This is a genomic window from Herminiimonas aquatilis (assembly GCF_042665175.1).
In the GTDB taxonomy this organism is placed as follows: Bacteria; Pseudomonadota; Gammaproteobacteria; order Burkholderiales; family Burkholderiaceae_D; genus Oxalicibacterium; species Oxalicibacterium aquatilis.
This window is the reverse complement of sequence record NZ_JBHTCC010000002.1, coordinates 273,895-296,933: the sequence shown is the minus strand read 5'-3', so window position 1 is coordinate 296,933 and position 23,039 is coordinate 273,895. Positions and strand designations below refer to the sequence as shown.

The window sequence follows — 23,039 nt, the reverse complement described above, 5'->3', positions numbered from 1 at the left end:
TCGTAATGCGCATCAAGTTGAATCACTCTCATGTTTACTCATCGTCCTTGCTGCTCGCAGCAGGCGTCGTGATCACTGCTGCGATTGCGTTGCCGGTCAACGCTGCGGAACCATCTTCAAGCAAAGCCGCAAACAGAACTCCCGACAAAACGGCAAAGATATCAGCCACAAATTCGACTGCTAGTCAGGCAGCCTGGGGCACGTATCAAAAGCCATTTGCAGCAACGTCGCCGTGGAATAGTCGACCTGTCGCGCCGACCTTCGCTGATTTCGTGATTCCAAAATCGACTTACTCGCCAGGTGTCGCTGGCGGTGAATGGTCGACTGGTGTATTTCTCGCAAATGCTGGCGATGCACCTATGACGGTTACCGGTTTGCCGAAGACGAAAGGCTTATGGGATCCGGATGCGGAAGCTTTTCATGATGTAACGGTGCCGCGCTGGCCATCGAATGTCGTCGCGGCAAGCGCCAGCGATGGTCACGCCGATATCGTCGATCCTGTAACCGGCATCGTGCATTCATTCTGGCAATTGAAGAAAGTCGATGGCAAATGGGTGGCCGCACAATATGCGTGGACCCGTATCGATGGTCGCGGCTGGGGCGATCCAGCGCATTACTTCCAGGGTTCGCGTGCTGCCGGCGTGCCAACTGCGGCAGGCTTGATACGCAAGCATGAGGTCAATGATGGCGACACCATGTATCGCCACGCGCTGGCGATGTCGCTGACCTTCAACGCCTTGTCACCGAACCCGACTTATATCTTCCCCGCAACGTCCGCCGATACCAATGCCGCAAAAGAGAATAGCGGCAAAATTCCGGAGGGTGCATTGCTGATGCTGCCGGCATCGTATGACACGCAAAAAATCGTTAATCCGGATTTACGCAAGGTCGCAGAGACTCTGAAAACCTATGGAGCGTATGTAGTCGATCGTAATTTCGGCACACCGTTTTTTATCTATGTGGAAAACGGTGCCGGCTTCGATCTGCACAAGGGCGGCTGGAACAAGACAGTAGCCGACGATCTGGAGCGCATGCGCGTTGCCTTGCGTCAGGTCGTGAATGTGCAATCGTGGGTGGATGGCAACGAGAAACCTGTGGTGCAGGAAAAGAAATTGAACCTGCTTTCCATGCGCGGACCGTGGCAATTGCAAGCCGGGACTGTCGCCGGCAATTTTGATACATGGCAGCAGGCCGTGGTTTTCCCGGCAACCAGTACCCGCATCACACAAGTAAATTATTCATCGCGCGGCTTGCATCCACTCGCATGGATAGGGCCGGAAGTTGGCAAGATGTATCGCGTGACCGCACAAACCACTGGCGATGCAAAGCTGCGTTTGCAAGTACGCGAACCATCCGGCACGCCGCTGTATTTCGACAGCACTGAACTGGCAAATGGTGAAAGTAAAACCTTCAAGTGGCCGTCCAAGACAGCGGTTATTGCCGTACATGCAATCAGCGGCGTGGGCGGCCCGTCGACAGTACGCGGCGATTTGCTGTTACAGGATTAATCAGTCATGAGCCGACTTTCAAACGATAACGATTGGGATGCAGACTTGCAGCGCTATGCGCTGCGCCGTCCATTTTTGAAAGAGCAATCGATCTGGGCAGTGTGGACATATCGTTTCGGCCGCCGTGTCGATCGCATGCCGGCAGGCCTGGCGAAGAAAGCGCTGACTTCTTTTTACTGGTTGTGGTTTCGCCTGGTGGAGACCGCAGTGGGCATCAGCCTGCCGAAGGCTGCAGTGATCGGTCCCGGTTTGCGTATATGGCATTTCGGCGGAATTTTTTTGCATCCTGACGTGCGCATAGGCGCGAACTGCACCTTGCGACAAGGCGTCACGATCGGCAATCGCGTCGCCGACGGTGCGGTGCCGGTCATCGGTGATGATGTTGATTTCGGTGCCTACGCGCAGGTCCTGGGTGATGTACGCATAGGTAACGGCTGTCACATCGGTGCGATGTCAGTGGTCTTGTGCGATGTGCCGGACGGTGCAACCGCAGTGGGCGTGCCGGCCAGAGTGATCCTGAAATTGGATGTTCAGCAGCAAGCCGCAGCGGCGGTGGCAAAAGCAAACAAGGAAGATAGAGAGGAACTGGTTTGAGCGAACTACGTATAGCCTACCTGATCAATCAGTATCCAAAAGTCAGCCATAGCTTCATACGCAGGGAAATCCTTGCGCTGGAAAGACAAGGCCTCGCGATACAGAGATTTGCGTTGCGCGGTTGGGAAGGCGATCTGGTGGACGCCGAGGATTTTGTCGAGCGGGAACGCACGCGCTATATCCTGCAGCGCGGCGTAGTCGGCTTGCTGCGTTCCGTGCTGGAGCTCAAGCTGACTTCGCCTGTTCGCTATATCAAGGCTTTGGCCCTTGCTTTTCGCATGAGCTGGCGCGCCGATCGTTCCCTGCCGTATCACCTGATCTATCTGGCCGAAGCATGCCGCCTTGCCTTGTGGCTTAAGCGTGACGGGATTACGCATTTGCATGTGCACTTCGGCACCAATTCAGCCGAAGTCGCGATGCTGGCCAGCGAACTGAGTGGCATCCCTTACAGCCTGATGATTCATGGTTCGGAAGAATTCGACAAGCCTGAATTCATCGGCCTGCCGGAAAAACTGCGACGCGCCACCTTTGTCGCGGCGATCACGTCGTTCTGCCGCAGCCAGTTGTATCGCAGTCTGCCCTATGCGCAATGGGGAAAAGTGCACATCGTGCATTGCGGGCTGGAACCGGCTTTTTACGACAACGTCGACATGCGCTTGCCTGCACGTCCGCGGTTGATTTGCGTGGGCCGCTTGTGCGAGCAAAAAGGCCAGCAGCTATTGATTGAGGCAGCGGCCATACTCGCCAGAAAAGGTATGGCGTTTGAACTGGTGTTGGCGGGTGATGGCGAAATGCGCAAGGACATCGAAGCGCAGATTGCACAATGCAATTTGCAGTCGCGTATACGCATCACAGGCTGGATCAGCAGCGATCAAGTCAAGCAGGAAATACTCCACGCACGCGCGATGGTCATGGCCAGTTTCGCCGAAGGCTTGCCGGTCGTGCTGATGGAGGCGATGTCGCTGCAGCGACCGGTATTGAGTACCTGGATTGCAGGCGTGCCGGAACTCGTGATCGATGGCGAAAACGGCTGGCTGTATCCACCCGGTTCGGTAGAAGAGCTGGCGCTGGCGATGGAGCGCTGTTTGACAACTTCGAACGCAGACTTGTTACGCATGGGACAAAGCGCACGCCTACGTGTATTGGAACGTCACGATATCGAGCATGAAGCAGGCAAGTTGCATGTACTGTTTCAACAGGCGTCGCAACATCAGCGGCAGCTGGCAGGAGCTGCGCAATGGTGAGTTTGCTGCATATCGGATGGATGTTGGTGCTGATACTTGCGGCCCTGCCGGTTGCCGTATTGCTGGTGCAGGCTGTGGCTGCAATGAAGCGAACCCGTGTGACTTCCTTGCACACTGAGTGGCGTCCCAGTGTTGCGGTGCTGGTGCCGGCGCATAACGAAGCGCAAGGCATCGCAGCTACGATCGCTTCCATCCGCCAGCAACTGCGTGATGGCGATCGCCTGCTCATCGTTGCCGATAACTGTGATGACGATACGGTGGAGGTGGCGCTGGCGGCAGGCGCGGCTGTGCTTGAACGCAGCAATCTTGAACAGCGCGGCAAGGGGTATGCGCTGGACTATGGCGTACAGCATCTGGCACACAACCCGCCGGACGTCGTTCTGATGATTGATGCCGATTGCCGTCTGCTCGAAGGCACGATAGATCGACTCGCATGCCTCGCGATGACGACGTTGCGTCCTGTGCAGGCGCTGGATCTGATGCAGGCGCGCGCGGATGGCGGTCTGAAAATGCGGATTGCCGAATTCGCATGGATAGTTAAAAACCATGTACGCCCCCTGGGCTTTCTGAGGCTGGGCTTGCCTTGCCAGTTAATGGGTACCGGCATGGCGTTTCCGTGGACCTTGATAGAGAAAGCCGGCCTGGCAACCGGCCATCTGGCGGAAGACATGCAGCTTGGAATAGAGATGGCACGCCGGAATGCGGCGCCTATATTCTGCCCCGAGGCTTGCGTCATCAGTTACTTCCCACAAGGTGAAGAAGCGGCGCGCATGCAAAGAACGCGGTGGGAACATGGTCACATGAGCATGATCCTGCAACATGGATTGCCCTTGCTGGTACAAGGGTTGCGGCGCGGCGACCGCATGCTGATCGCGCTGGCACTCGATATGTGTGTACCGCCGGTAGCCTTGCTGACACTTGCCACTTTCGCGTTGTTCTTCGGCGCGGTGGTGACGTATTTCGTATTTGACTGGATGACGCCGCTGTTGCTGGCCAGCGCCAGCCTGCTTGGCTTGACGCTGGCAGTGCTGCTTGCGTGGCAGCGTTTCGGCCGTCATGTCGTCAGCCTGAACGACCTGCTTTCTGCAACGACCTATATCGTGTGGAAGCTGCCTTTGTATCTGAAGTTTCTGGTCAGCCGCCAGGTTGAATGGGTGAGGGCAAAACGCGATGCCGACTAATTTCACAAGCCGACGACATAAAGAAGTTATTGCAGACGTACCGCCGCTTGCGGTCCATCCAGTCCATACAGTACGCACCGATTTCCAGCGTCCTGTCTATTGCATACTTGGTCTGCCTTTCGATGCGATCACGATGGAGCAGGCAACTGCAACAGTCACTGATGCGGCACGCAGTCGCCAACGCTGCTTCTTTTCCACGCCGAATCTGAACTTCGCCGTGGCCAGCCTGGATGGCGGTGAATTCCGCGATTCCGTTATACGCAGCGATCTGTCGGTGGCCGATGGCATGCCGCTGGTATGGATTGCCAAATTGCTGGGATTGCCGATCACGGAACGTGTTGCCGGTTCGGCCTTGTTTGAAGCATTGCGCAACAGGCCGGGAAAAACATTGTCGGTCTACTTCTTTGGCGGGCCGGACGGGGTGGCCGAGATCGCATCGAATAAATTGAATGCGACAACATCCGGATTGGTCTGCGTCGGATTCAAGTCGCCAGGCTTTGCCAGCGTTGAACAGATGAGTAGTGATGCCGTGCTCGCGGACATCAATGCCAGCCACGCAGATTTGCTGGTGGTGGCGTTGGGCGCAAAAAAAGGCCAGGCGTGGATAGAGCGAAATCTGGCACGACTTCAGGTACCCGTCGTGAGCCATTTAGGCGCGGTCGTAAATTTTGTCGCCGGTACGGTGAAGCGCGCACCGACCTGGGTAGGCCGCCTTGGTGGTGAATGGTTATGGCGCATCATGGAAGAACCGGCATTGTGGAAGCGTTACTTCCATGATGGTTTGACGCTCATCAGGCTGATGAGCATGCATGTGATCCCTTGCGCAGTAGCGATGCGCTGGCACAAGCGCGATGTACACGCGGTAGCGACGGCGCGCGTTGCGCTGCTTGTGCAGGGAGGCTATTGCACGATCACTGCAAGCGGCGCTTGGGAAGCAGGCAATCTGTCAGCACTACGCGAAGCATGCGCCAGCGCAACTGCCAGATCCTTGCATATCCGGCTCGATTTCTCCGATGTGAGTCATGTGGATAGCGCATGCATCGCCTTGTTAATGCTGCTGTATGGCCATCAGTCGAAAATCAATTGCGGTTTTTTATTATCCAATCTGCAGCCTGCAGTCAGACGTATGTTGCATCTTTACTGCGCCGATTATCTGCTGGAGCAGCATGCAAAGGCCGGGCAAGTAGTGCAGATAGCAAGCGTCAAAAAGATCGGTGAATGAGCGAATGTATTGCCATACATAAATGTTGGCGCCGCTCGGAAAATGTGCGATCGCAGATAATTTTTTAGATCAGTGCGCGAGAATTTTGTAAGGACACTTTTTGTTACGATTTCGTCTCGTTAAAAAGTGAACTTTGTAGTCATACATACATCTTTGTAAGGGTGCACTTTGCAGTCTTCTGGATAAATGGAATGATGAAAATACTGGTAACGGGAGGAGCTGGCTATATCGGCTCTCATACATGCGTAGAACTCATCAAGGCCGGTTATCAAGTAGTGGTGGTCGATAATCTTTGTAACAGCAAGGCATCCGTACTGGAACGCGTCGCCACCATCACGGGAACCACAGTGTCTTTCGTGCAGGCAGATGTACGAGATCGTACGCGCATGGAAAAAATATTCACGCAACATCGTTTCGATGCAGTGATGCATTTCGCCGGACTGAAAGCCGTCGGCGAATCCGTGGCTGAACCCTTGCGCTACTACGACAATAATGTGGAAGGCAGCCTTGTGCTGTTACAGGTCATGGCGCAACACGGCGTCAGAAACCTGGTTTTCAGTTCATCCGCCACTGTATACGGCGATCCGGCCACTGTGCCGATACTGGAAGATTTTCCGTTGGCCGCCACCAATCCTTATGGTCGCAGCAAATTGATGATTGAAGAGATGCTGCGCGATCTCGCTGCTTCCGATGCAACATGGCGCGTCGCATTGCTGCGTTATTTCAATCCTGCCGGCGCGCATGAAAGCGGCTTGATCGGCGAAGATCCCAACAATATTCCGAATAATCTCTTTCCTTATGTCGCGCAAGTCGCATCCGGCAGGCGCGAATTGTTATCGGTGTATGGCGACGATTACCCGACCAGCGATGGCACCGGTGTGCGCGATTACATTCATGTGGTTGATCTGGCGGTAGGACACGTCAAGGCGCTGGCTAAATTGATCGCCAGCGAAACCACTGTGCAAACTTATAACCTCGGCACAGGTTGCGGCAGCAGCGTGTTGCAAATGATCAAGGCCTTTGAACGCGCCAGTGGTCGTGCCGTCCCTTATCGCATCGTGCCGCGCCGCCCCGGCGATATCGCGGTTTGTTATGCCGATCCATCGCTGGCCAGGCGTGAGCTGGGCTGGTCTGCACAGCGCACTATCGAGCAGATGTGCATCGATACCTGGCGCTGGCAAAGCAGGACGGAAGAACGCTTTGCTTTTGCATGAGAGAAATAGAACCTCTTCAGTGGCGATATTTTCAATAGAAGTAATTTCAATTTCGTTTAAGCCTATCGAATAATTCAGGGAAAAACATGAAAGCAATGATACTTGCAGCAGGCAAGGGTACGCGCGTCCAGCCACTCACTTATGAATTGCCGAAGCCGATGATTCCCATCCTCGGCAAACCAGTGATGGAATATCTGGTCGAGCATCTGGTCAAGTACGGCATCACGGAAATCATGGTGAATGTCAGTTATCTGCATCAAAAGATAGAAGACTACTTCGGCGAAGGCCAGCGCTTTGGTGCGCAGATCGGCTATTCGTTTGAAGGTTACATGACCGATGATGGAAAAGTCATGCCCAAGCCTATCGGTTCTGCCGGCGGCTTGAAAAAGATTCAGGAATTCGGTGGTTTCTTCGATGAAACCACGCTCGTCATTTGCGGCGATGCGCTGATCGATCTGGATATCAAATCCGCATTGTTTGAACACAGACAAAAAGGCGCGATGGTCAGCATCATCACGAAAGAAGTCGCGCCTGAAAAAACCGTTGATTACGGCATGGTGGTTACCGATGAAGAAGGTCGCGTGCTGTCCTTCCAGGAAAAACCCGCGCCAGAAGAAGCGCTATCCAATCTCGCCAGTACCGGCATTTATATCTTCGAGCCGGAAGTGCTGGATCTGATTCCGTCCGGGGTGGAGTTCGATATCGGTTCGCAGTTGTTCCCGCTATTGGTAGAGAAGGGCGTGCCTTTCTTTGCACAAAAGCGCTTCTTCAACTGGATCGATATCGGCAACGTCAAGGATTACTGGGCTGTGTCGCAAAGCGTGATGCTGGGCGAGATGGCGCACATGACGATGCCGGGCACACAGATCAGGGAAGGCGTGTGGGTGGGATTGAACACGCACATCGACTGGGACGGCACGACGATAGAAGGGCCGGTTTATATCGGTTCCGGCAGTACGATAGAAGCCGGCAGCACCATCATAGGGCCGACCTGGATAGGTCACGGCAGCCAGATATGCAGCGGCTCCAGAGTGGAGGGCAGCATCCTGTTTGAATACACACGGGTATCGCCGCATTCCAGCATGTCTGAGCTGGTGGTCTGTACCGATTACTGCGTCAGCCGCGAAGGCAAGATGCGCCATGTCTCCGATTGCGTGGCAGATTACTGGCGCGACGCCCGTGATCGTCGCAGCAAGACGCGTCCTGCTGCTTCGACAGCGGTGCCGGACATCCCGGTGCGCAAGTTAGAGGATGCCGCGTGAAGATTTATCCCGTCATTCTGTCTGGCGGTTCGGGCAGTCGTCTGTGGCCGTTGTCGCGCGCGGCCTTGCCCAAGCAGTTGCTCCCCTTGATTACCGAACACACGATGTTGCAGGAGACCGTCTTGCGGGTCGCAGACTGGGAAGAGATCGCCGCACCGCTGATTGTGTGCGGCAATGACCATCGCTTTCTGGTGGCAGAACAATTGCGGCAGATCGACGTCACGCCGACCGCGATCTTGCTGGAAGCAGAAGGCCGCAATACGGCGCCGGCGGTTGCGGTAGCCGCGCATTATCTGCGCGCACGCGATCCCGATGCCTTGATGCTGGTGCTGCCGGCCGATCACCTGATTCTGGATACGGATGCATTTCATCATGCTGTGCTGCGCGCAGCCAACGCGCTTGGCCCCGATTCATTGGCAACCTTCGGTATTGTTCCCACCAGTGCAGAAACCGGATACGGCTATATACGTCGCGGTGCGGCGATTGACGGATCCTGCCGCAGTTTTGCGGTAGAGCAGTTTGTTGAGAAGCCTGATCGTGAAACCGCAGAGCGCTTTATCGCTGACGAACGCTATTCATGGAATAGCGGCATGTTCCTGTTCCGCGCCGATACCTATCTGGCTGAGCTTGAGCGTCTGCAGCCGGAAATGGCAGCATGCAGCAAGGCCGCCGTCGACGATGCGTATGGTGATCTGTCTTTTTGCCGTTTGAATGAAGCAGCGTATGCAGCGTGTCCTGCGCAATCGATAGATTTTGCTGTGATGGAACACACCCGCCATGCGATCGTGATTCCGGTCGACATAGGCTGGAGCGATGTTGGTTCGTGGTCGGCGCTGTCCGAAATGCAGGATGGCAATGCGGAAGAAAATGTATTGCAGGGCGATGTCTATACCGACAATGTACACAACTCGTTGATACGCGCCGAGAGTCGTTTTGTCGCGGTGATAGGAATGGAAAATATCGTCGTGGTCGAGACCAAGGATGCGGTTCTGATCGTCAACAAGGATCAGGTGCAGCGCGTCAAGAATGTGGTCGATTTTTTAAAGCAGAAAAAACGCTGCGAACATTTGAATCACACACGGGTGTACCGGCCTTGGGGTTCGTATGAGCCCATCGATTCCGGCGAACGCTTTCAAGTCAAGCGCATCACTGTCGATCCCGGCGAAAAGCTCTCACTGCAGATGCATCACCATCGCGCCGAACACTGGGTCGTCGTGACCGGCACCGCTCGCATCACATGCGGCGAGACGGTCAAGCTGCTGACTGAAAACGAATCCATTTACATCCCGATAGGCATGACGCACAGACTGGAAAATCCCGGCAAGATGCCGCTCCATCTGATCGAAGTGCAATCGGGCGCCTACCTTGGCGAAGATGACATCGTGCGGTTCGACGATGTGTATCAAAGGGCATGAGGGAATGATGATGGATCTTAAAGACAATCCCTTTGTCACGTATGACAAAAATTCCGCAGAAGACAAATTGATCGTTCAATTACATGAGCAACGCATGGACGGTCGCGTCACGCGCATTGCGACATTCGGCGATCAGCAGGTGTGGTGGGAGCTGGCGGGTGCAAATGAAAGCCTGCCGCCCCTGCTGGTGGCGCACGATATGGCGGCGACTGCCCTGGTATTTGTCGCCATGCATCGCGGCCAGGATATGCATATCGATGGCCCGGTGACTTTCTCGCTATTGAGAAATCTGGAAGACCTGATTGCGTGCTGGGTTGCGTGGCGGCCTGACTTGTATCGCCCTATCCATGTCAGTGCTGCGCGCGAATTGCCCGATGATGCAATCCGCTTGCCGCAAACACGGCAAGCGGTCGCAGCCTTTTCCGGCGGATTGGATGCGTCGTTTACCGCTTGGCGGCATGTGACGGGACGCGCTGGACGTCGCAGTTATCATTTGCTTGCCGGCGTGTTGATCCAGGGTTTCGATATTGCACTGAATGCCGATGCGGCGTTTGCGATCACGACCGCCTCTGCGGCGGATTCGCTGCAATCGATCAATGTACCGATGGTGACCTTGAAGACCAACTGGCGCGACGTCGCATGCGTCAACTGGGAAATGGAATTCGGCAACGGCGTGGCCACGTGTCTACGCAACTGGCAGGGCAGCGCCCATGCGGGCCTGGTCGGCTCCGACGAAGATTACACGCGGTTGGTGTTGCCGTGGGGTGGCAATCCGATCACCTACGCGATGTTGTCCAGCCACGATTTTCAGATTGTGTATGACGGCGGTGAATTTGCCCGTACTGAAAAAGCCGAACGCATCCTCGACTGGGAAACCGGCTTGCGCAATCTGCGCGTTTGTTGGGAAGGGCCGCTGACAGGACGAAATTGCGGCCGTTGCGAAAAATGCCTGCGCACCAAACTCAACTTCATGGCAGTCGGCGCCGCGTTGCCGGAATCGCTGGCCGGTCGTCCCACTGATGCGCAGATACGCGCATTGCGTGCCGGCAATCATGCGCAACTGGTGTTGCTGGACGAGATCGTGCAGATAGCCGAAAAGCGCAAGATATCGGATCCCTGGGTACGCGCATTGAAGCTGACGATACGCAAGAATCGCTTCCTGATTAAGTTATCCAATAAGTTCTCCATCTTCGGTGCGACCAGAAGAGCACTGGGAAAAATAAAACGCCAACTGGTGTCGCGATGAAAAATATGCGGCGCGTGGTGCCGTGGGCTATCGTCGATAGCGTCGGCGTCGGCCTGCTCGGCTTTTTGACGCTTGCCATCATGACACGCGTACTGACGCCCACCGACTTCGGTAGCGTCGCGTTTGCACAATCCATCGTCGTCCTGACGCAGCTGGTGATCGGCCTCGGAATTAACGAAGCGCTGATACAACGCCGCCCGATAGACATGCTGCACATCGATAGCGCATTCTGGATGTCCATCCTGCTCGGTTTGTCCGGCTTTGTATTTTGTTTGCTGGTTGGCTTGTACTTCATCTATACCATGCAGCAGCCTTTGGTCGGCACCATCCTGATCGCTGAAGGCAGCGCTTGTCTGTTTACCGGTTTGAATCTCTTGCCGTCGGCAATGCTGGATCGCAAGCTGCGCACCAAGGCAATCGCGCGCCGTACTGTGGCCGGCAAGTTGAGTTACTGCTTTGTCGCCATCGGTCTGGCGCTGGCGGGTTTTGGTGTCTGGAGCATCGTCGCTGCAGGCATCGTGCAGAACATTCTGTTGACGCTTATTTTCTGGCGCGGTCACAAGCGCAAACCCTTGCGTCGCTTCTCATGGGTACATGCGAAGCAGTTGATCGTGTTCGGCTTCCCGGTGATGCTGGAAGGCGCATTGTGGGCTTTCCTGACGCGCGTGTTCAGCTTGCTGATCGGTGCGATCCACGGCTTGAGCATGCTGGGCTTTGTTAGTGTTGCATTCAAGGCCACCGATGCCCTGTCGAATATTGTCGGCAGCGTGGCTGGCCGTATCGGCTTGCCATTGTTCTCGTCTATGCAGAAAGAAAAGGAGCGTTTGCAAAGTTCCTTCCTGCAGGTGACGGAAGTGATGGCGTTTGTTTCGACGCCCATCTTTGTCGGTCTGGCATTGACGACAGGGCAGTGGGTGCCCTTGCTGCTCGGCGATAAATGGTCAGACGCGATTCCGATGATCGTGATTCTGTGCCTGGTGTGGGCAATCAGTTTTACGCGTGTGTTTGTCAGTCCGTATTTGCGCGCTCTCGGTTATCCGCGTGCCTTGCTGCTGCCGGCAGTGTGTGCGAGTGCTTGCACGATTGCCGCCGTATTCCTGACCGCGCATCAATCGGCCATTTATATCATCGCGGCATGGTCATGCCGCGTGATGGTGACTTATCCACTGGGTCTTTATCTATTGCGTAAATATGCACACATCAGTTTCCGCCGACAGCTGCAGCCCTTGCTCACACCATTCTTTTGCGTGTTCGTGATGGCAACGTGCGTGGAAGCAGCGCAGATGGCCATTGCGCGCGCAGCGTGGTCCAATCTTGCTGTTCTGATGCTGTCGGTGACAGTCGGTGTGATCAGTTACGCTGCAGTGGTCTTGCTTATGTATCGCAAGGCGCTGCCCGATATGCTGGCGAACTGGCGTAGCGGAGAATTGAAAAGCCGCTAAGCCGGATGTTCTCAGCTTAGTGGTATTCAGTTGTTACGGATTCAAGATTCGTGGTCTTGGCAGGCCGCTCTTTGCCGGACAGATAATAGGCAACTTCCTCCATCCATGAGTCTGTCGGTGCCGGCTTCATGCTGAAAACCGGCAGCAAGGCGACGACACCAATCAGCAATAGCCTGCGATCGAAGTGAATGATTCGATTGCGGATCAGATGCGCAAAGCTCAGGCCGACGATGGCGCCTAATACACAGCCACTGACAACTTCCGAGACCGAATGCACGTGTACCGCCAGGCGTGAAATGCCGATTGCGATGCCGAAGGCGAGTCCGCCCAACAAACCGATTTGCTGTATCTGACGCGTCTGTTTTTGCAGCAGAAGCGCCATCAACGCAGGTGCAATTGCCGTGGCACGCATCGCGTGCCCACTGATGCCGGTGAAATCAAGTGCCGGTATGCCTGTACCCCAGCCGATATAGGCGATCTTGGTCGCGACGACCAGCACGATTCCGGAGCCGAATAAAAAAGACCATAGCAAAAATGGCTTCCATGCGCGTGCACCAGCGAGCCAGACTGCCAGCAAGGCAGCCAGCGGCATCGTGAAGTTGCTATCCGCAAGTTTGGTAAAGGCAGCCCAAAAAATCATGCTGGCTGCCCATCACGGCATGCTGGTGTCGAAGTTTCTATGCGCTGGTCTGTGTGTAACCTTGCTTGCGTCCTCACTTGCATCCTCAGGCTGCCTTTTTGCCGGCTTGATTTGCCGGCTGGTTTCGATAGGCAAGCAACAGCATGATGATACCGAGGGCGATCAATGGTACTGACAACATCTGTCCGGCAGAAATCGTGATGCCGGCGAAATGCACTTCGTAATCCGGCGTGCGGAAGTATTCGGTGAAGAAGCGGGCCGAACCATACAGTAGGGAGAACATGCCGCCAACCGCCATGCGCGGGCGCGGTTTGCGCGAGAAAATCCACAGCAGGATGAACATCAGCAAGCCATCGACCAGCGCCTGATACAGCGGCGATGGATGACGCGGCAGGTTATCGACATTCGGCCAGATCATGGCCCATGGCAGCGATGCATCTGCGACGCGGCCCGGCAGTTCGGCATTGATGAAATTGCCGAGCCGACCGAAGGCATAACCGAGAGGCACCATGGGCGCGATGAAGTCCCATACGTCGAGCACATTGCGGCCCTGTCTGCGAGCCCAGATGCTCATTGCCAACAGCACACCGAGGAAGCCGCCGTGGAAGGACATGCCGCCTTTCCACACCTTGAAGATTTCCAGCGGATGCGAGAAATAATAGGCCGGATCGTAGAACAGCACTTCGCCCAGACGACCGCCTATGATCACGCCGAGCACGCCATAGAACAGCATGTCGTCGATGTCTTCCTTCTTCCAGCCAGCGCTGGCAATGTGTGGCTGCTTGATGCGTACGCGTGCCAGCCAGATGAATTGTGCGAATGCTGCGAGGTACATCAAACCGTACCAGCGTATCGCAAGGGGGCCGATTGAGAGTGCAACCGGGTCAGGCATAGGGTGTATCCACATAATCTATTTCTTTCGCAACAATTCAAGAAAAGCATTCAGCACCGGCGACGCATTATCGCGTCGCCATGCCAGGCCGGTTTCGACCAGCGGCGTTTTATTCGCTAGCGGTTTGTAGTCGACACCAGGCCGTTTTAAATTCGATACGGATTGTGGCACAAGCGCGATACCCATGCCGGCCGACACCAAGCCTATGATGGTTTGCATCTGGATTGCTTCCTGCCCGATATGCGGCGTCAGGCCGGCATCGCGGTAGCAAGCCAGAATCGCATCGTGGAAGGCGGGAGCAATACGTCGCGGGAAAATAATCAGCGGTAAATCAGCCAGTGCCTGAAGGGCCACGCTCTGCTTGCCCCGCAGCGCCTTCAGTCCCTTAGGTGCAGCGAGTATCAAAGGTTCCGACAAGACCGGCAAATAATCCAGTTGCAATTTTGCCTTATCCGGTAAAGGCGGGATCAACAGGCCGACATCAATTCGACCCTGCATCAGATCGTCCAGCTGCACATCGGTGGTTGCTTCGCGTAAATCGATTTCGACGCCGGGATAGGATTCACGAAATTCGCGCAGAAAAGGTGGCAGCACGCTGTAATCCGCAGTCGAGACAAATGCAAGCGACAAGCGGCCGGATGCGCCAGATGCAGCGCGGCGCATCAAATCGGGCAATGCAGCAGTTTGTTGCAGGATACGTTGCGCCTCAGGCAACAATGCCGTCCCGGCCGGTGTCAACGCCACGCTGCGGCTGGTGCGGCGAAACAGCTGTACGCCCAGCATGGCTTCCAGCGACTGGATCGCCTGCGATAATGGCGGTTGCGTCATGTGCAGCCTGATTGCCGCACGGCCGAAATGCATTTCTTCGGCGACGGTGACAAAGTAGCGTAATTGTCTGAGCTCTATATTCATGGTCCTGCATTGCTTGTAAGCATCGATGGAGTGGTTGCTGCAGTGATTCGATGAACGCTTGCAGATTTCCTTGATCAATATCTTATACATATTGATCGTGATGGAATCATATATTTGACACATAGCCTAACGCAAGGCAATCTAGGCGCTCTTTTCAAGGATTTGCCCTGTTACCGGGCAGGCAAGCGTTGCAGCCTCTGTATCTTTGCTTTTACTTTGTATATAAATTGCAGCGCACTACCGATTTGTAATCTTTCTGGAGTCATCATGGCATTCAATCGCCGCTCGAAAAACATCACGCAAGGCGTGTCCCGCAGTCCTAACCGTTCCATGTATTACGCCATGGGTTACGAAAAGGCCGATTTCGACAAGCCTATGGTCGGTATCGCCAACGGTCACTCTACGATTACGCCATGTAATTCCGGCTTGCAAAAACTGGCTGATATCGCAATCAAGACAGTCAAGGATGCTGGTGGCAATCCGCAAGTGTTCGGTACGCCGACGATTTCCGACGGTATGTCGATGGGTACCGAAGGTATGAAGTATTCGCTGATTTCGCGCGAAGTCATTGCCGACTGTATCGAAACCGCCGTCAACGGCCAGTGGATGGATGGCGTGCTCGTCATTGGCGGCTGCGACAAGAATATGCCTGGCGGCATGATCGCCATGTTGCGCACCAACGTGCCAAGTATTTATGTGTACGGCGGCACCATCAAACCGGGCAACTGGAAGGGCAAAGACCTGACCATCGTTTCCGCATTTGAAGCTGTCGGTGAATTCACTGCTGGCCGCATGTCGCAAGAAGATTTCGACGGCATCGAACGCAACGCCTGCCCATCGTCCGGTTCATGCGGCGGTATGTACACGGCGAACACCATGTCATCTTCGTTCGAAGCATTGGGTCTGGCCCTGCCATACTCATCGACGATGGCCAATCCTGACGATGAAAAAGTCGGCTCCGCTGCAGAATCCGCACGCGTACTGATAGAGGCCATCAAGAACGATTTGAAACCGCGCGACATCGTGACCCGCAAGGCGATCGAAAACGCAGTGGCCGTCATCATGGCAACCGGCGGTTCGACCAATGCCGTGTTGCACTTCCTGGCGATTGCCCACGCAGCAGAAATCGACTGGACCATCGACGACTTCGAACGCATGCGTCAAAAAGTGCCTGTCATCTGCGATCTGAAACCATCCGGCAAATACGTGGCAACCGATCTGCATAAGGCAGGCGGTATTCCGCAAGTGATGAAAGTGTTGCTGGATGCAGGCTTGTTGCATAGTGATTGCATGACGATCACCGGCAAAACCGTTGCAGAAGCGCTGGCAGACATTCCATCGGTGCCGCGTGCAGACCAGGATGTGATCCACACCATCGACAAGGCCTTGTACGCGCAAGGTCACCTGGCGATCCTGAAAGGCAATCTGTCGCCTGAAGGTTGCGTTGCAAAAATCACCGGCCTGAAAAATCCTGTAATCACCGGACCGGCACGCGTATTCGATGACGAATACTCGGCAATGGACGCGATCATGGCGGAAAAAATCAAGGCTGGCGATGTGCTGGTCTTGCGTTACCTCGGACCAAAAGGTGGTCCAGGCATGCCGGAAATGCTGGCACCAACCTCGGCACTGGTCGGCCAGGGCTTGGGTGAATCAGTCGGCTTGATTACCGACGGCCGTTTTTCAGGCGGTACCTGGGGTATGGTGGTTGGTCACGTGTCGCCGGAAGCATTCGTTGGCGGCCTGATCGGTCTGGTTGAAGAAGGAGATTCGGTCACCATCGATGCGCATAAACTCTTGATCCAGTTGAACGTGCCGGAAGAAGAAATCGCCCGTCGTCGCGCCAACTGGAAGCAACCTGCACCGCGTTATACACGTGGTGTGTTGGCCAAATATGCAGCGCTGGCATCGACTGCAAGCAAAGGTGCAGTTACCGGTTGATGCTATTAAGAAGCTGAATATGAATATATAAAAAAGCCGGATTGTTATCCGGCTTTTTTTTGCGTACGTTCTTCACCTACGTCTGTTATCCAAAAATCTGCATGTATGGGATTGCTTGCCCGTGCCCAGCCATGACGCAGCATTGTCCGGTGCATACAGAGTTTTGCATATGGATGAACCTGATTCGCCCTTCGTGCAGAGCATGCCGTGCAGTCTTTTTATTGCACGGTGCCTCCTTCGGCAAGCGCGAGTATTCCACACCTGGCCTAAAAATAACCCGAAAAATGTTTGTTCGCCTCGCCGTTGGTGGACTTCAGTCCTGCATCGCTTGCAGAGCAATGATCTGGATCAACCGACATCACGAAACTCAGCTTGTTTATTTCAATTTTCACAATATAGTTAAAAAAACAAGTTGATCGATCGTGTCGTTTGACCAAATCAAACTTCAATCACAAAAATTATCTGTTGCTACATTGTTTGTGGCGAGCGGATTCTCAGCCTATGGAGCTCAATTCATGAACAAGCGAACCTGGATAATTTTCGTTACTAGTCTGCTGTCGACTGCGTCGGTTTGGTCCCAGCCTGCAGGGATGCCGCCCCATCCAGGTGGCCCCGGCATGGGACCGGGCATGATGGGTGGCGCTGCGGGACAGATGGGCTGCGATGGCTTGGGGATGATGGGAGGATATGGGTCTGGCCGTTGGGGATACAACATTCCGGATCTGACAGAGGAGCAGCGTAACAAGATCATCAATATTCAAAGGGACTTTCGTCAAAAGCAGTGGACGCTGATGGAAAAAATGCATGAACAGAATTTTCAATCCGGTAATTTTTATCGTGACGGAAAGCTGGACGAGCAGGCAGCCCGCAAAGCATATGAAATGAAAGGGAATCTGCAGAAGCAAATGTTCGAAAATTATCTAGAGGCGCAAAAACGTACCGACAGTGCACTGACCTCACAGCAACTTAAAAAATTGCAGGAAGCGGGAGTTCGCTAGTTGAGGAGAGGCAGGGCATTGCCATCATTCATCTGCATAGAAGTAAATGAATGATGGCTGCAAGGTTAAAAATCGCCCGATGAGTGTGTGTCACGTTTTTTAATTTAATCACTTGCAGGTACGATCATGAATCGCACAGATAATGCAATTTTGGAATTGGCAACTGCCTTCTGCAGCTTGAAAGCTCATAACAAGCAGTTGTATATGAAGGCGCTTCGTTCGCTAGTTGATCTGGCTGTTTCTGAGGAAAAGGTAAAAAGGATATCCATGATCGAGACAGATATGCAGTATGTGGGTCAGGTCTTGAACAGGGCGCGCCGCTCCACTCAAATCGTGCACGACGAGAGAAGAGGTGACTATGTGTGCAGAAGAAAAGGGGACCGGCGTAGTGCGAACAAGCAAAGTAACGTAGTAGATCACTGAACGGAACTCGTTGCCCTTCGATTTTGAATCAGTTCAGATCGAATCTGAATCTGAATCAGGATAGCGATGAATAGATGGCATTCATTTTTATTCAGCTGCCCAGGTGTTTTCGCGCAAGACATCGCCAAGAGCTTTCCTCTTGTCCCACTCTTCTATTTCCAGCATGGGCGCAGGATAAAAATCCCCTACGTGGCCTAAACACAGAATGGCAATGGGCTGGCTGTCGTCGGGCATGCCACATAGTTCGCGCAGTTTGTTCGGCTCGAACAGGGATACCCATCCAAGACCTATACCTTCCGCCCTTGCTGCCAGCCACATATTCTGTATGGCGCAACTTGCTGAAGCCAGATCCATTTCCGGCATGGTGCGTCTTCCAAAGATATATTTCTCGCGATTTTCAATCAAGCCGACAACCAGTACTTCCGCGCACGTCAATATGCCTTCCACTTTCAAGCGCATGAATTCGCTGGAACGCTCGCCCAGTGCAGCTGCGGTGGCGATTCGCTCTTGCTCCACATGTTGCTGAAGGGCGGTGCGTAATGACATATCGGTGATTCGGATGAAGCGCCATGGCTGCATCAGGCCAACACTCGGTGCCATATGTGCGGCCTGTACGAAACGTTCCAGTTGACCTTCTTCCAGCGGGGCGGACACAAAGTGACGCATATCGCGGCGCTCTCGTATGGCTTTGTAGACTGCTGCGATTTCTGCGGTTGAAAACTTATTTGTATCCATGGATCTCTGTAATTCTCTGTAGTTTTCTTTATGTTGCATGAGTACGCCCGCATTTTCGCAGACAAGACAGTAGTCCAGGGCAATGTTCTTTTGCAGTCAGGCTATTCTTCCTGCGACAGTTCACAGAAGCGCAGGCGATTCCCGAACGGATCTGTAACCTGCAGCACGCGCCCCCAGCCGGTAGTGTCGATATCGGGTTTGGCGTATTTGTAATCCTTCGCATGCAATTCATCATGCAGTGCATCGATATCTTCTACTGCCACGAAAATAGTGGACCCAGGTGTTGCATCGCCATGATGCTCGCTCAAGTGCAGGGTCAACCCAGAGCGTGATACTTGTGCGTACAAAGGAAAATCGGATTCAAATCGATGTTCCCATTCCAGCGTGAAGCCAAGAAAATCAAGATAGAATTCTTTGGCTTTGTCGACGCAAAAGATGCGAACGATGGGGATGGCGGCGGATAATTTCATGCAGTTTTATCAAGTTGAAGTGGATGGCGCGTGATGTCTGTATAGTGACTGACCGAACCAAGGAACCTATGAAAACAATCATCGCATCTTTAGTGCTCATCCTCACCTCTGCCTTGGCGCATGCCAACGCCAATATGGATCAGCAATCTTACTGTTCTAATTATTCTTCCATGATTAAATCAATTGCAGCATGGCGCGATCAGGGCATGGCACCTGAAAAAACGCTGGATCTGATGCGGAGTGTGAAAGGGATTTCCCTGCAGGAAAAAAAGGATGCAATTCATACAGTTTATTTTGACAAGTCACTGGCAAATTCAAGAGGAACTGAATTCGGTAATCAAACACGTTTGCAATGTCTTGCCGAAAAACCAAAATAAAGATCGTCTGTATGAAAGAAGACGGCTTTACTTGAATGTCTTTTTAACACGTTCCTTGCGTGCTTTCTCCAGTTGTTCATGTGCTTGCCGCTTGTCGCGACCGAGCATGCGCTCAAAAAATTCGAACCAGAGAAAGGCGACTGCAAACAGGCCGACTATCCACCACCACGATAGATTTTCGAGCGGGCCGACTTCAAAATATTTTAAAGCCGACAGCAGTACGATGATGATAATGAGGGGCATGGCTTCTCCTTTTGCGAGGCCAGCATATTGTGAAAATGTGTAACGGTCAATTGCTGTCGTCAACGTTGCTGTAGCATTCGCGTTGTAACATTGTCAGGCAGCTTACGCGGGAGTTAAACGCGGTAAAATAGCCTCGATCAACCTTGTGGAGAAAAGCATGAAGCGTACTTTGTTGTTAGGTTTGTTTTTGGTTGCAGGTGTATCGAATGTTGCGCTGGCAAATGCCGATCTGGCAAAAGCAAAAAACTGCATGGCTTGCCACTCGGTGAATAACAAGGTGCTTGGCCCGGCTTTCAAGGATGTCGGTGTTAAATATGCTGGTCAAAAAGGTGCAGAAGACAAACTTGTGCAAAAGGTCATCAAGGGCGGTAGTGGTACATGGGGCACGATCCCTATGCCCGCCAATGGTCAGGTAAGCGAAGCGGAAGCGCACACCCTGGTTAAATGGATACTGACTCTGAAATAATAAGTATTGCAAACTGAGTATTGCGAACTAATTAACGCAAACTAAGTAACGCAAAATCAAAGAGCGCTCTTCGGGGCGCTTTTTTTCGTCTATAGACGGCTGTTTCCTGTTTTATCGTTTTTATTGAGCGGCTATGTGTGTGGCGTTTTACATACGTTCCGTCATTTCATTTGAATAATTCCGAAGCAGTGCGTGCCTGCGCTGTTTTGACGCCATCTTCCATCCTCATCCCTGATTGCGTGAGCGGCGAGCGCTTATTGCACCAACAGGTCCCCCCTTTTCCTGAAAATTGCCTGAATTCCGATTGGTACGGATTTTGCTGCACATTATTCCAGCTACTTGAATTATGAGATTTTTGCTGATATTAATATTCAAGTAACTTGAATAGTTACCGTCCATCCATTCTTAAAGGGGATAAATGTGGTTAATACCAAGACAGTATTAAAGACAGCTGCACTGTGTGCCGCCATGGGCATGAGCTTGTTTGGCACGCCGGCTTCTGCCAAAGATGTTGTGAAGATCGCGTTCGTAGGCCCGCTTACCGGCGGCGTTTCCTCGATTGGTCTGGGTGGTCGCAATTCCGCGGATTTGGCGGTGCGTTTGCGTAATGCGGATCCCAAAGCGAAGTACACCTACGAACTGGTGACGCAGGATGATGAATGTCGTCCGAATGTCGGGGTGCAGGTCGCGACCAAGATCGCTGCGGATAAAAACATTATTGCCGGCGTCACGCATTTCTGTTCGGCAGTTGCCATGGGTACCGTCGGCGTCTACAACCGCTTCGGTTTGCCGGTCGTCGTGTGGGGCGCAGTGCTGCCGGAAATCACTTACGCGAATGACTTCAAGGAAGTGCATCGCGTCAATGGCACGATGATTAACCAGAGTGAAGTTGCTGCCAAATTTATGATGGCGCAAGGCTACAAGAAGTGGGCCATCATTCATGACACGACCGATTATGGCAAAGGCCATAACAAGTACTTTTCCGAATTCGTGAAGAAGGACGGCGGTACTGTGCTGGCTACTTTTGGCGTCACCGCCGATCAGCAGGATTTCACCACCGAACTGACAAAGATTCGCGAACTGAAACCCGATGTTGTGTATTTCGGCGGGCTGACACCGCTGGGCGTACGCATTCGCACGCAGATGGAAAAGCTGGGTATCAAGGCTCAGTTTGAAGGTACCTCAGGCATCAAGTCGGATGCATATATCCAGGGTGTAGGTGAAAAACTGGCTGAGGGTTCCCTGTCGTTCATCGAAGGCGCGCCATGGGAAAAAATCCCGGGCGGTTTGTTCTTTACCGCCAAGTACCAGTTGCAAAAGTATAGCGAGCCGCCTGAAGCATATGGTCCGTTTGCCTACGCTGCCGCCAACCTGATCATGGACGCGGTTGAAAAAGTCGGTCCGGATCGCAAGAAAGTACGCGATGTCTTGAACAAGACCAAGGATGTAGACACGCTGATCGGCAAAGTGACCTTCGATGATCATCGTCAAAACATCGTGCCGCTGGTCACCAAGTACGTGGCGCAAGACGGCAAATGGGTGATCTGGGAAGACAGTCTCTATGCAAGTGGCAAGCGCAAGCTGGCTGGCAAGTAAACGTCCCTTGAGTTTCCCTTAAGTAGGCATGAGTAGCAGGTCCGGCGTCAAGCCGGCCTGCAGTCTGATAGCAACAAAGGAATAACGATGAGTGTGATCAGCCAATATATTTTCAACGGACTGATGCTCGGCATGATTTATGCCATGGTCGCCGTTGGTTTCACCCTGTTTTTCGGCGTCCTCGACGTCATCAAATTTTCGCACGGCGACACCTTGATGGTGGGTGCATTTGCCGGCCTCACCGCCTCGACTGGCGTGTTGATGCTGGATATAGGTTCACCGTGGATACGTTTGCTGGCAGTGGTCTTGAGCGCAGTGTGCGTGACGGGATTGCTCGGTGCAGCGATCGCCAAATTTCTGATTTTGCCTCTGCATAAAGCGCCGCCGCTGAATACTTTGCTGGCGACGCTGATGCTGGGTACAGTGATGCGCGAGTCAGTACGTCTGTTTTATCCGGATGGCTCGAATTCCAAACCTTTCCCTTCATTACTGCCTACCGGTTCGATTGATCTCGGTGGCTTCGCCTTGCGCGCGGATAACGTGATCCTGTTGATCAGCGGCCTGGTGATTATCGCTGGCGTGCATTTCCTGATTACCCGTACACGACTTGGCATGGCGATCCGCGCAGTGGCCCAGGATGGTGAAACAGCAAGGCTGATGGGTATCAACTTCGAAGCGGTCGTATTGCTGACCTTTGCGCTGGGTTCAGGCATGGCTGCATTGGCCGGCGTGATGAATGGCTTGTACTACAACGAGATTAATTTCAATGTCGGCTTGCTGCTGGGCGTGATCGGATTCTCGGCTGCGATTCTGGGTGGTCTCGGCAATATCTACGGTGCGATTCTGGGCGGATTCTTGTTTGCGGGGCTGCAGGTGTTTGGTAGCGCGATGCTGCCAGCCCTGATACCGAATATTCCTAGCGCTTACAAGGATGTGTTTGCATTTGCCGTCGTCATTTTATTGATGGCGTGGAAGCCAACCGGGCTGATTGCCGAAAAATCTAGCGAACGGGTTTGAT

The 23,039-nt window shown here is 53.5% G+C and carries 23 protein-coding genes; 17 read left to right on the top strand and 6 right to left on the bottom strand.

Annotated features, from left to right (window positions below; genetic code table 11):
• Nucleotides 1-5: 5 nt before the first annotated feature.
• The 10 genes from ACFQO0_RS10910 to ACFQO0_RS10865 all read left to right on the top strand — a co-directional run bounded on the left by ACFQO0_RS10910 (nucleotide 6) and on the right by ACFQO0_RS10865 (nucleotide 12,328).
• Nucleotides 6-1,508, top strand: coding sequence for an Atrophin-1 multi-domain protein (locus tag ACFQO0_RS10910; protein WP_382234524.1), 1,503 nt, complete (start codon nucleotides 6-8; stop codon nucleotides 1,506-1,508).
• Nucleotides 1,509-1,514: 6 nt separating this feature from the next.
• Nucleotides 1,515-2,102: a serine O-acetyltransferase gene (locus ACFQO0_RS10905; protein ID WP_382234522.1), complete on the top strand. Its 588-nt coding sequence runs from the start codon at nucleotides 1,515-1,517 to the stop codon at nucleotides 2,100-2,102.
• Complete coding sequence (locus ACFQO0_RS10900; RefSeq protein WP_382234520.1) at nucleotides 2,099-3,346, top strand: glycosyltransferase; 1,248 nt, start codon at nucleotides 2,099-2,101, stop codon at nucleotides 3,344-3,346. The genes ACFQO0_RS10905 and ACFQO0_RS10900 overlap by 4 nt, the downstream gene beginning before the upstream one ends.
• Complete coding sequence (locus ACFQO0_RS10895; RefSeq protein ID WP_382234518.1) at nucleotides 3,340-4,527, top strand: glycosyltransferase family 2 protein; 1,188 nt, start codon at nucleotides 3,340-3,342, stop codon at nucleotides 4,525-4,527. Before ACFQO0_RS10900 ends, ACFQO0_RS10895 begins: the two co-directional genes overlap by 7 nt.
• Nucleotides 4,517-5,749 carry a WecB/TagA/CpsF family glycosyltransferase gene (locus ACFQO0_RS10890; RefSeq protein ID WP_382234516.1) on the top strand — a complete coding sequence of 411 codons (1,233 nt, stop codon included), beginning with the start codon at nucleotides 4,517-4,519 and terminating at the stop codon, nucleotides 5,747-5,749. The genes ACFQO0_RS10895 and ACFQO0_RS10890 overlap by 11 nt, the downstream gene beginning before the upstream one ends.
• A 194-nt stretch (nucleotides 5,750-5,943) precedes the next feature.
• On the top strand, nucleotides 5,944-6,963 hold the full coding sequence (gene galE / locus ACFQO0_RS10885; protein ID WP_382235079.1) for a UDP-glucose 4-epimerase GalE: 1,020 nt from the start codon (nucleotides 5,944-5,946) through the stop codon (nucleotides 6,961-6,963).
• Nucleotides 6,964-7,049: 86 nt separating this feature from the next.
• Nucleotides 7,050-8,225: a sugar phosphate nucleotidyltransferase gene (locus ACFQO0_RS10880; protein WP_382234514.1), complete on the top strand. Its 1,176-nt coding sequence runs from the start codon at nucleotides 7,050-7,052 to the stop codon at nucleotides 8,223-8,225.
• Entirely contained in the window at nucleotides 8,222-9,640 is a 1,419-nt protein-coding gene (locus tag ACFQO0_RS10875; RefSeq protein WP_382234512.1) for a mannose-1-phosphate guanylyltransferase/mannose-6-phosphate isomerase, read from the top strand. Before ACFQO0_RS10880 ends, ACFQO0_RS10875 begins: the two co-directional genes overlap by 4 nt.
• Nucleotides 9,641-9,644: 4 nt before the next feature.
• Nucleotides 9,645-10,886: a hypothetical protein gene (locus tag ACFQO0_RS10870; protein ID WP_382234510.1), complete on the top strand. Its 1,242-nt coding sequence runs from the start codon at nucleotides 9,645-9,647 to the stop codon at nucleotides 10,884-10,886.
• Nucleotides 10,883-12,328, top strand: coding sequence for a lipopolysaccharide biosynthesis protein (locus ACFQO0_RS10865; protein ID WP_382234508.1), 1,446 nt, complete (start codon nucleotides 10,883-10,885; stop codon nucleotides 12,326-12,328). The genes ACFQO0_RS10870 and ACFQO0_RS10865 overlap by 4 nt, the downstream gene beginning before the upstream one ends.
• A gap of 16 nt (nucleotides 12,329-12,344) precedes the next feature.
• On the opposite strand, the gene ACFQO0_RS10860 is transcribed toward ACFQO0_RS10865, so the two are convergent.
• From ACFQO0_RS10860 to ACFQO0_RS10850, 3 genes are all read right to left on the bottom strand, one after another.
• Entirely contained in the window at nucleotides 12,345-12,968 is a 624-nt protein-coding gene (locus ACFQO0_RS10860; protein ID WP_382234506.1) for a phosphatase PAP2 family protein, read from the bottom strand.
• 85 nt (nucleotides 12,969-13,053) lie between these two features.
• Entirely contained in the window at nucleotides 13,054-13,875 is an 822-nt protein-coding gene (gene lgt, locus ACFQO0_RS10855) for a prolipoprotein diacylglyceryl transferase (protein ID WP_382234504.1), read from the bottom strand.
• 3 nt (nucleotides 13,876-13,878) lie between these two features.
• The gene (locus ACFQO0_RS10850; RefSeq protein ID WP_382234502.1) at nucleotides 13,879-14,772 is read right to left on the bottom strand and encodes a LysR family transcriptional regulator; all 894 of its coding nucleotides are present in this window, start codon (nucleotides 14,770-14,772) and stop codon (nucleotides 13,879-13,881) included.
• A 267-nt stretch (nucleotides 14,773-15,039) separates the two neighbouring features.
• Here ACFQO0_RS10850 and ilvD point away from each other — a divergent pair, with 267 nt between their 5' ends.
• The 3 genes from ilvD (at nucleotide 15,040) to ACFQO0_RS10835 (ending at nucleotide 18,134) form a co-directional block, all read left to right on the top strand.
• A complete protein-coding gene (gene ilvD, locus ACFQO0_RS10845; protein ID WP_382234500.1) occupies nucleotides 15,040-16,713 on the top strand; it encodes a dihydroxy-acid dehydratase in 1,674 nt (557 codons plus the stop codon).
• A gap of 422 nt (nucleotides 16,714-17,135) precedes the next feature.
• Nucleotides 17,136-17,711 carry a Spy/CpxP family protein refolding chaperone gene (locus ACFQO0_RS10840; RefSeq protein WP_382234498.1) on the top strand — a complete coding sequence of 192 codons (576 nt, stop codon included), beginning with the start codon at nucleotides 17,136-17,138 and terminating at the stop codon, nucleotides 17,709-17,711.
• A 126-nt stretch (nucleotides 17,712-17,837) separates the two neighbouring features.
• Nucleotides 17,838-18,134 (top strand): hypothetical protein, encoded by a 297-nt coding sequence (locus ACFQO0_RS10835; RefSeq protein ID WP_382234496.1) that lies wholly within the window; start codon nucleotides 17,838-17,840, stop codon nucleotides 18,132-18,134.
• A gap of 87 nt (nucleotides 18,135-18,221) precedes the next feature.
• Here ACFQO0_RS10835 and bluB read toward each other — a convergent pair whose 3' ends face one another.
• Together bluB and ACFQO0_RS10825 are read right to left on the bottom strand one after the other, a co-directional pair.
• Nucleotides 18,222-18,869: a 5,6-dimethylbenzimidazole synthase gene (gene bluB, locus ACFQO0_RS10830; protein ID WP_382234494.1), complete on the bottom strand. Its 648-nt coding sequence runs from the start codon at nucleotides 18,867-18,869 to the stop codon at nucleotides 18,222-18,224.
• A 101-nt stretch (nucleotides 18,870-18,970) separates the two neighbouring features.
• Nucleotides 18,971-19,339, bottom strand: a complete 369-nt coding sequence (locus ACFQO0_RS10825) for a glyoxalase superfamily protein (RefSeq protein ID WP_382234492.1) — start codon at nucleotides 19,337-19,339, stop codon at nucleotides 18,971-18,973.
• A 68-nt stretch (nucleotides 19,340-19,407) separates the two neighbouring features.
• Here ACFQO0_RS10825 and ACFQO0_RS10820 point away from each other — a divergent pair, with 68 nt between their 5' ends.
• Entirely contained in the window at nucleotides 19,408-19,716 is a 309-nt protein-coding gene (locus tag ACFQO0_RS10820; protein WP_382234490.1) for a hypothetical protein, read from the top strand.
• 27 nt (nucleotides 19,717-19,743) lie between these two features.
• Here ACFQO0_RS10820 and ACFQO0_RS10815 read toward each other — a convergent pair whose 3' ends face one another.
• Entirely contained in the window at nucleotides 19,744-19,959 is a 216-nt protein-coding gene (locus tag ACFQO0_RS10815; RefSeq protein WP_382234488.1) for a TIGR04438 family Trp-rich protein, read from the bottom strand.
• 157 nt (nucleotides 19,960-20,116) lie between these two features.
• On the opposite strand from ACFQO0_RS10815, the gene ACFQO0_RS10810 reads away from it, so the two are divergent.
• From ACFQO0_RS10810 to ACFQO0_RS10800, 3 genes are all read left to right on the top strand, one after another.
• A complete protein-coding gene (locus ACFQO0_RS10810) occupies nucleotides 20,117-20,425 on the top strand; it encodes a c-type cytochrome (protein WP_382234486.1) in 309 nt (102 codons plus the stop codon).
• Nucleotides 20,426-20,893: 468 nt separating this feature from the next.
• Complete coding sequence (locus ACFQO0_RS10805) at nucleotides 20,894-22,021, top strand: branched-chain amino acid ABC transporter substrate-binding protein (protein WP_382235077.1); 1,128 nt, start codon at nucleotides 20,894-20,896, stop codon at nucleotides 22,019-22,021.
• Between the two features lie 87 nt (nucleotides 22,022-22,108).
• Nucleotides 22,109-23,038 (top strand): branched-chain amino acid ABC transporter permease, encoded by a 930-nt coding sequence (locus ACFQO0_RS10800; protein WP_382234484.1) that lies wholly within the window; start codon nucleotides 22,109-22,111, stop codon nucleotides 23,036-23,038.
• The last annotated feature ends 1 nt before the right edge of the window (nucleotide 23,039 follow it).

What these genes read in the sequence shown, in the direction of transcription:
- ACFQO0_RS10910 (WP_382234524.1), top strand. Translation starts at nt 6, where the DNA reads ATGCGCATCAAGTTGAATCACTCTCATGTTTACTCATCGTCCTTGCTG.
- ACFQO0_RS10905 (WP_382234522.1), top strand. Translation starts at nt 1,515, where the DNA reads ATGAGCCGACTTTCAAACGATAACGATTGGGATGCAGACTTGCAGCGC.
- ACFQO0_RS10895 (WP_382234518.1), top strand. Translation starts at nt 3,340, where the DNA reads ATGGTGAGTTTGCTGCATATCGGATGGATGTTGGTGCTGATACTTGCG.
- ACFQO0_RS10890 (WP_382234516.1), top strand. Translation starts at nt 4,517, where the DNA reads ATGCCGACTAATTTCACAAGCCGACGACATAAAGAAGTTATTGCAGAC.
- galE (WP_382235079.1), top strand. Translation starts at nt 5,944, where the DNA reads ATGAAAATACTGGTAACGGGAGGAGCTGGCTATATCGGCTCTCATACA.
- ACFQO0_RS10880 (WP_382234514.1), top strand. Translation starts at nt 7,050, where the DNA reads ATGAAAGCAATGATACTTGCAGCAGGCAAGGGTACGCGCGTCCAGCCA.
- ACFQO0_RS10870 (WP_382234510.1), top strand. Translation starts at nt 9,645, where the DNA reads ATGATGATGGATCTTAAAGACAATCCCTTTGTCACGTATGACAAAAAT.
- ACFQO0_RS10865 (WP_382234508.1), top strand. Translation starts at nt 10,883, where the DNA reads ATGAAAAATATGCGGCGCGTGGTGCCGTGGGCTATCGTCGATAGCGTC.
- ACFQO0_RS10860 (WP_382234506.1), bottom strand. Translation starts at nt 12,968, where the DNA reads ATGATTTTTTGGGCTGCCTTTACCAAACTTGCGGATAGCAACTTCACG.
- lgt (WP_382234504.1), bottom strand. Translation starts at nt 13,875, where the DNA reads ATGTGGATACACCCTATGCCTGACCCGGTTGCACTCTCAATCGGCCCC.
- ACFQO0_RS10850 (WP_382234502.1), bottom strand. Translation starts at nt 14,772, where the DNA reads ATGAATATAGAGCTCAGACAATTACGCTACTTTGTCACCGTCGCCGAA.
- ilvD (WP_382234500.1), top strand. Translation starts at nt 15,040, where the DNA reads ATGGCATTCAATCGCCGCTCGAAAAACATCACGCAAGGCGTGTCCCGC.
- ACFQO0_RS10835 (WP_382234496.1), top strand. Translation starts at nt 17,838, where the DNA reads ATGAATCGCACAGATAATGCAATTTTGGAATTGGCAACTGCCTTCTGC.
- bluB (WP_382234494.1), bottom strand. Translation starts at nt 18,869, where the DNA reads ATGGATACAAATAAGTTTTCAACCGCAGAAATCGCAGCAGTCTACAAA.
- ACFQO0_RS10825 (WP_382234492.1), bottom strand. Translation starts at nt 19,339, where the DNA reads ATGAAATTATCCGCCGCCATCCCCATCGTTCGCATCTTTTGCGTCGAC.
- ACFQO0_RS10820 (WP_382234490.1), top strand. Translation starts at nt 19,408, where the DNA reads ATGAAAACAATCATCGCATCTTTAGTGCTCATCCTCACCTCTGCCTTG.
- ACFQO0_RS10815 (WP_382234488.1), bottom strand. Translation starts at nt 19,959, where the DNA reads ATGCCCCTCATTATCATCATCGTACTGCTGTCGGCTTTAAAATATTTT.
- ACFQO0_RS10810 (WP_382234486.1), top strand. Translation starts at nt 20,117, where the DNA reads ATGAAGCGTACTTTGTTGTTAGGTTTGTTTTTGGTTGCAGGTGTATCG.
- ACFQO0_RS10805 (WP_382235077.1), top strand. Translation starts at nt 20,894, where the DNA reads ATGGGCATGAGCTTGTTTGGCACGCCGGCTTCTGCCAAAGATGTTGTG.
- ACFQO0_RS10800 (WP_382234484.1), top strand. Translation starts at nt 22,109, where the DNA reads ATGAGTGTGATCAGCCAATATATTTTCAACGGACTGATGCTCGGCATG.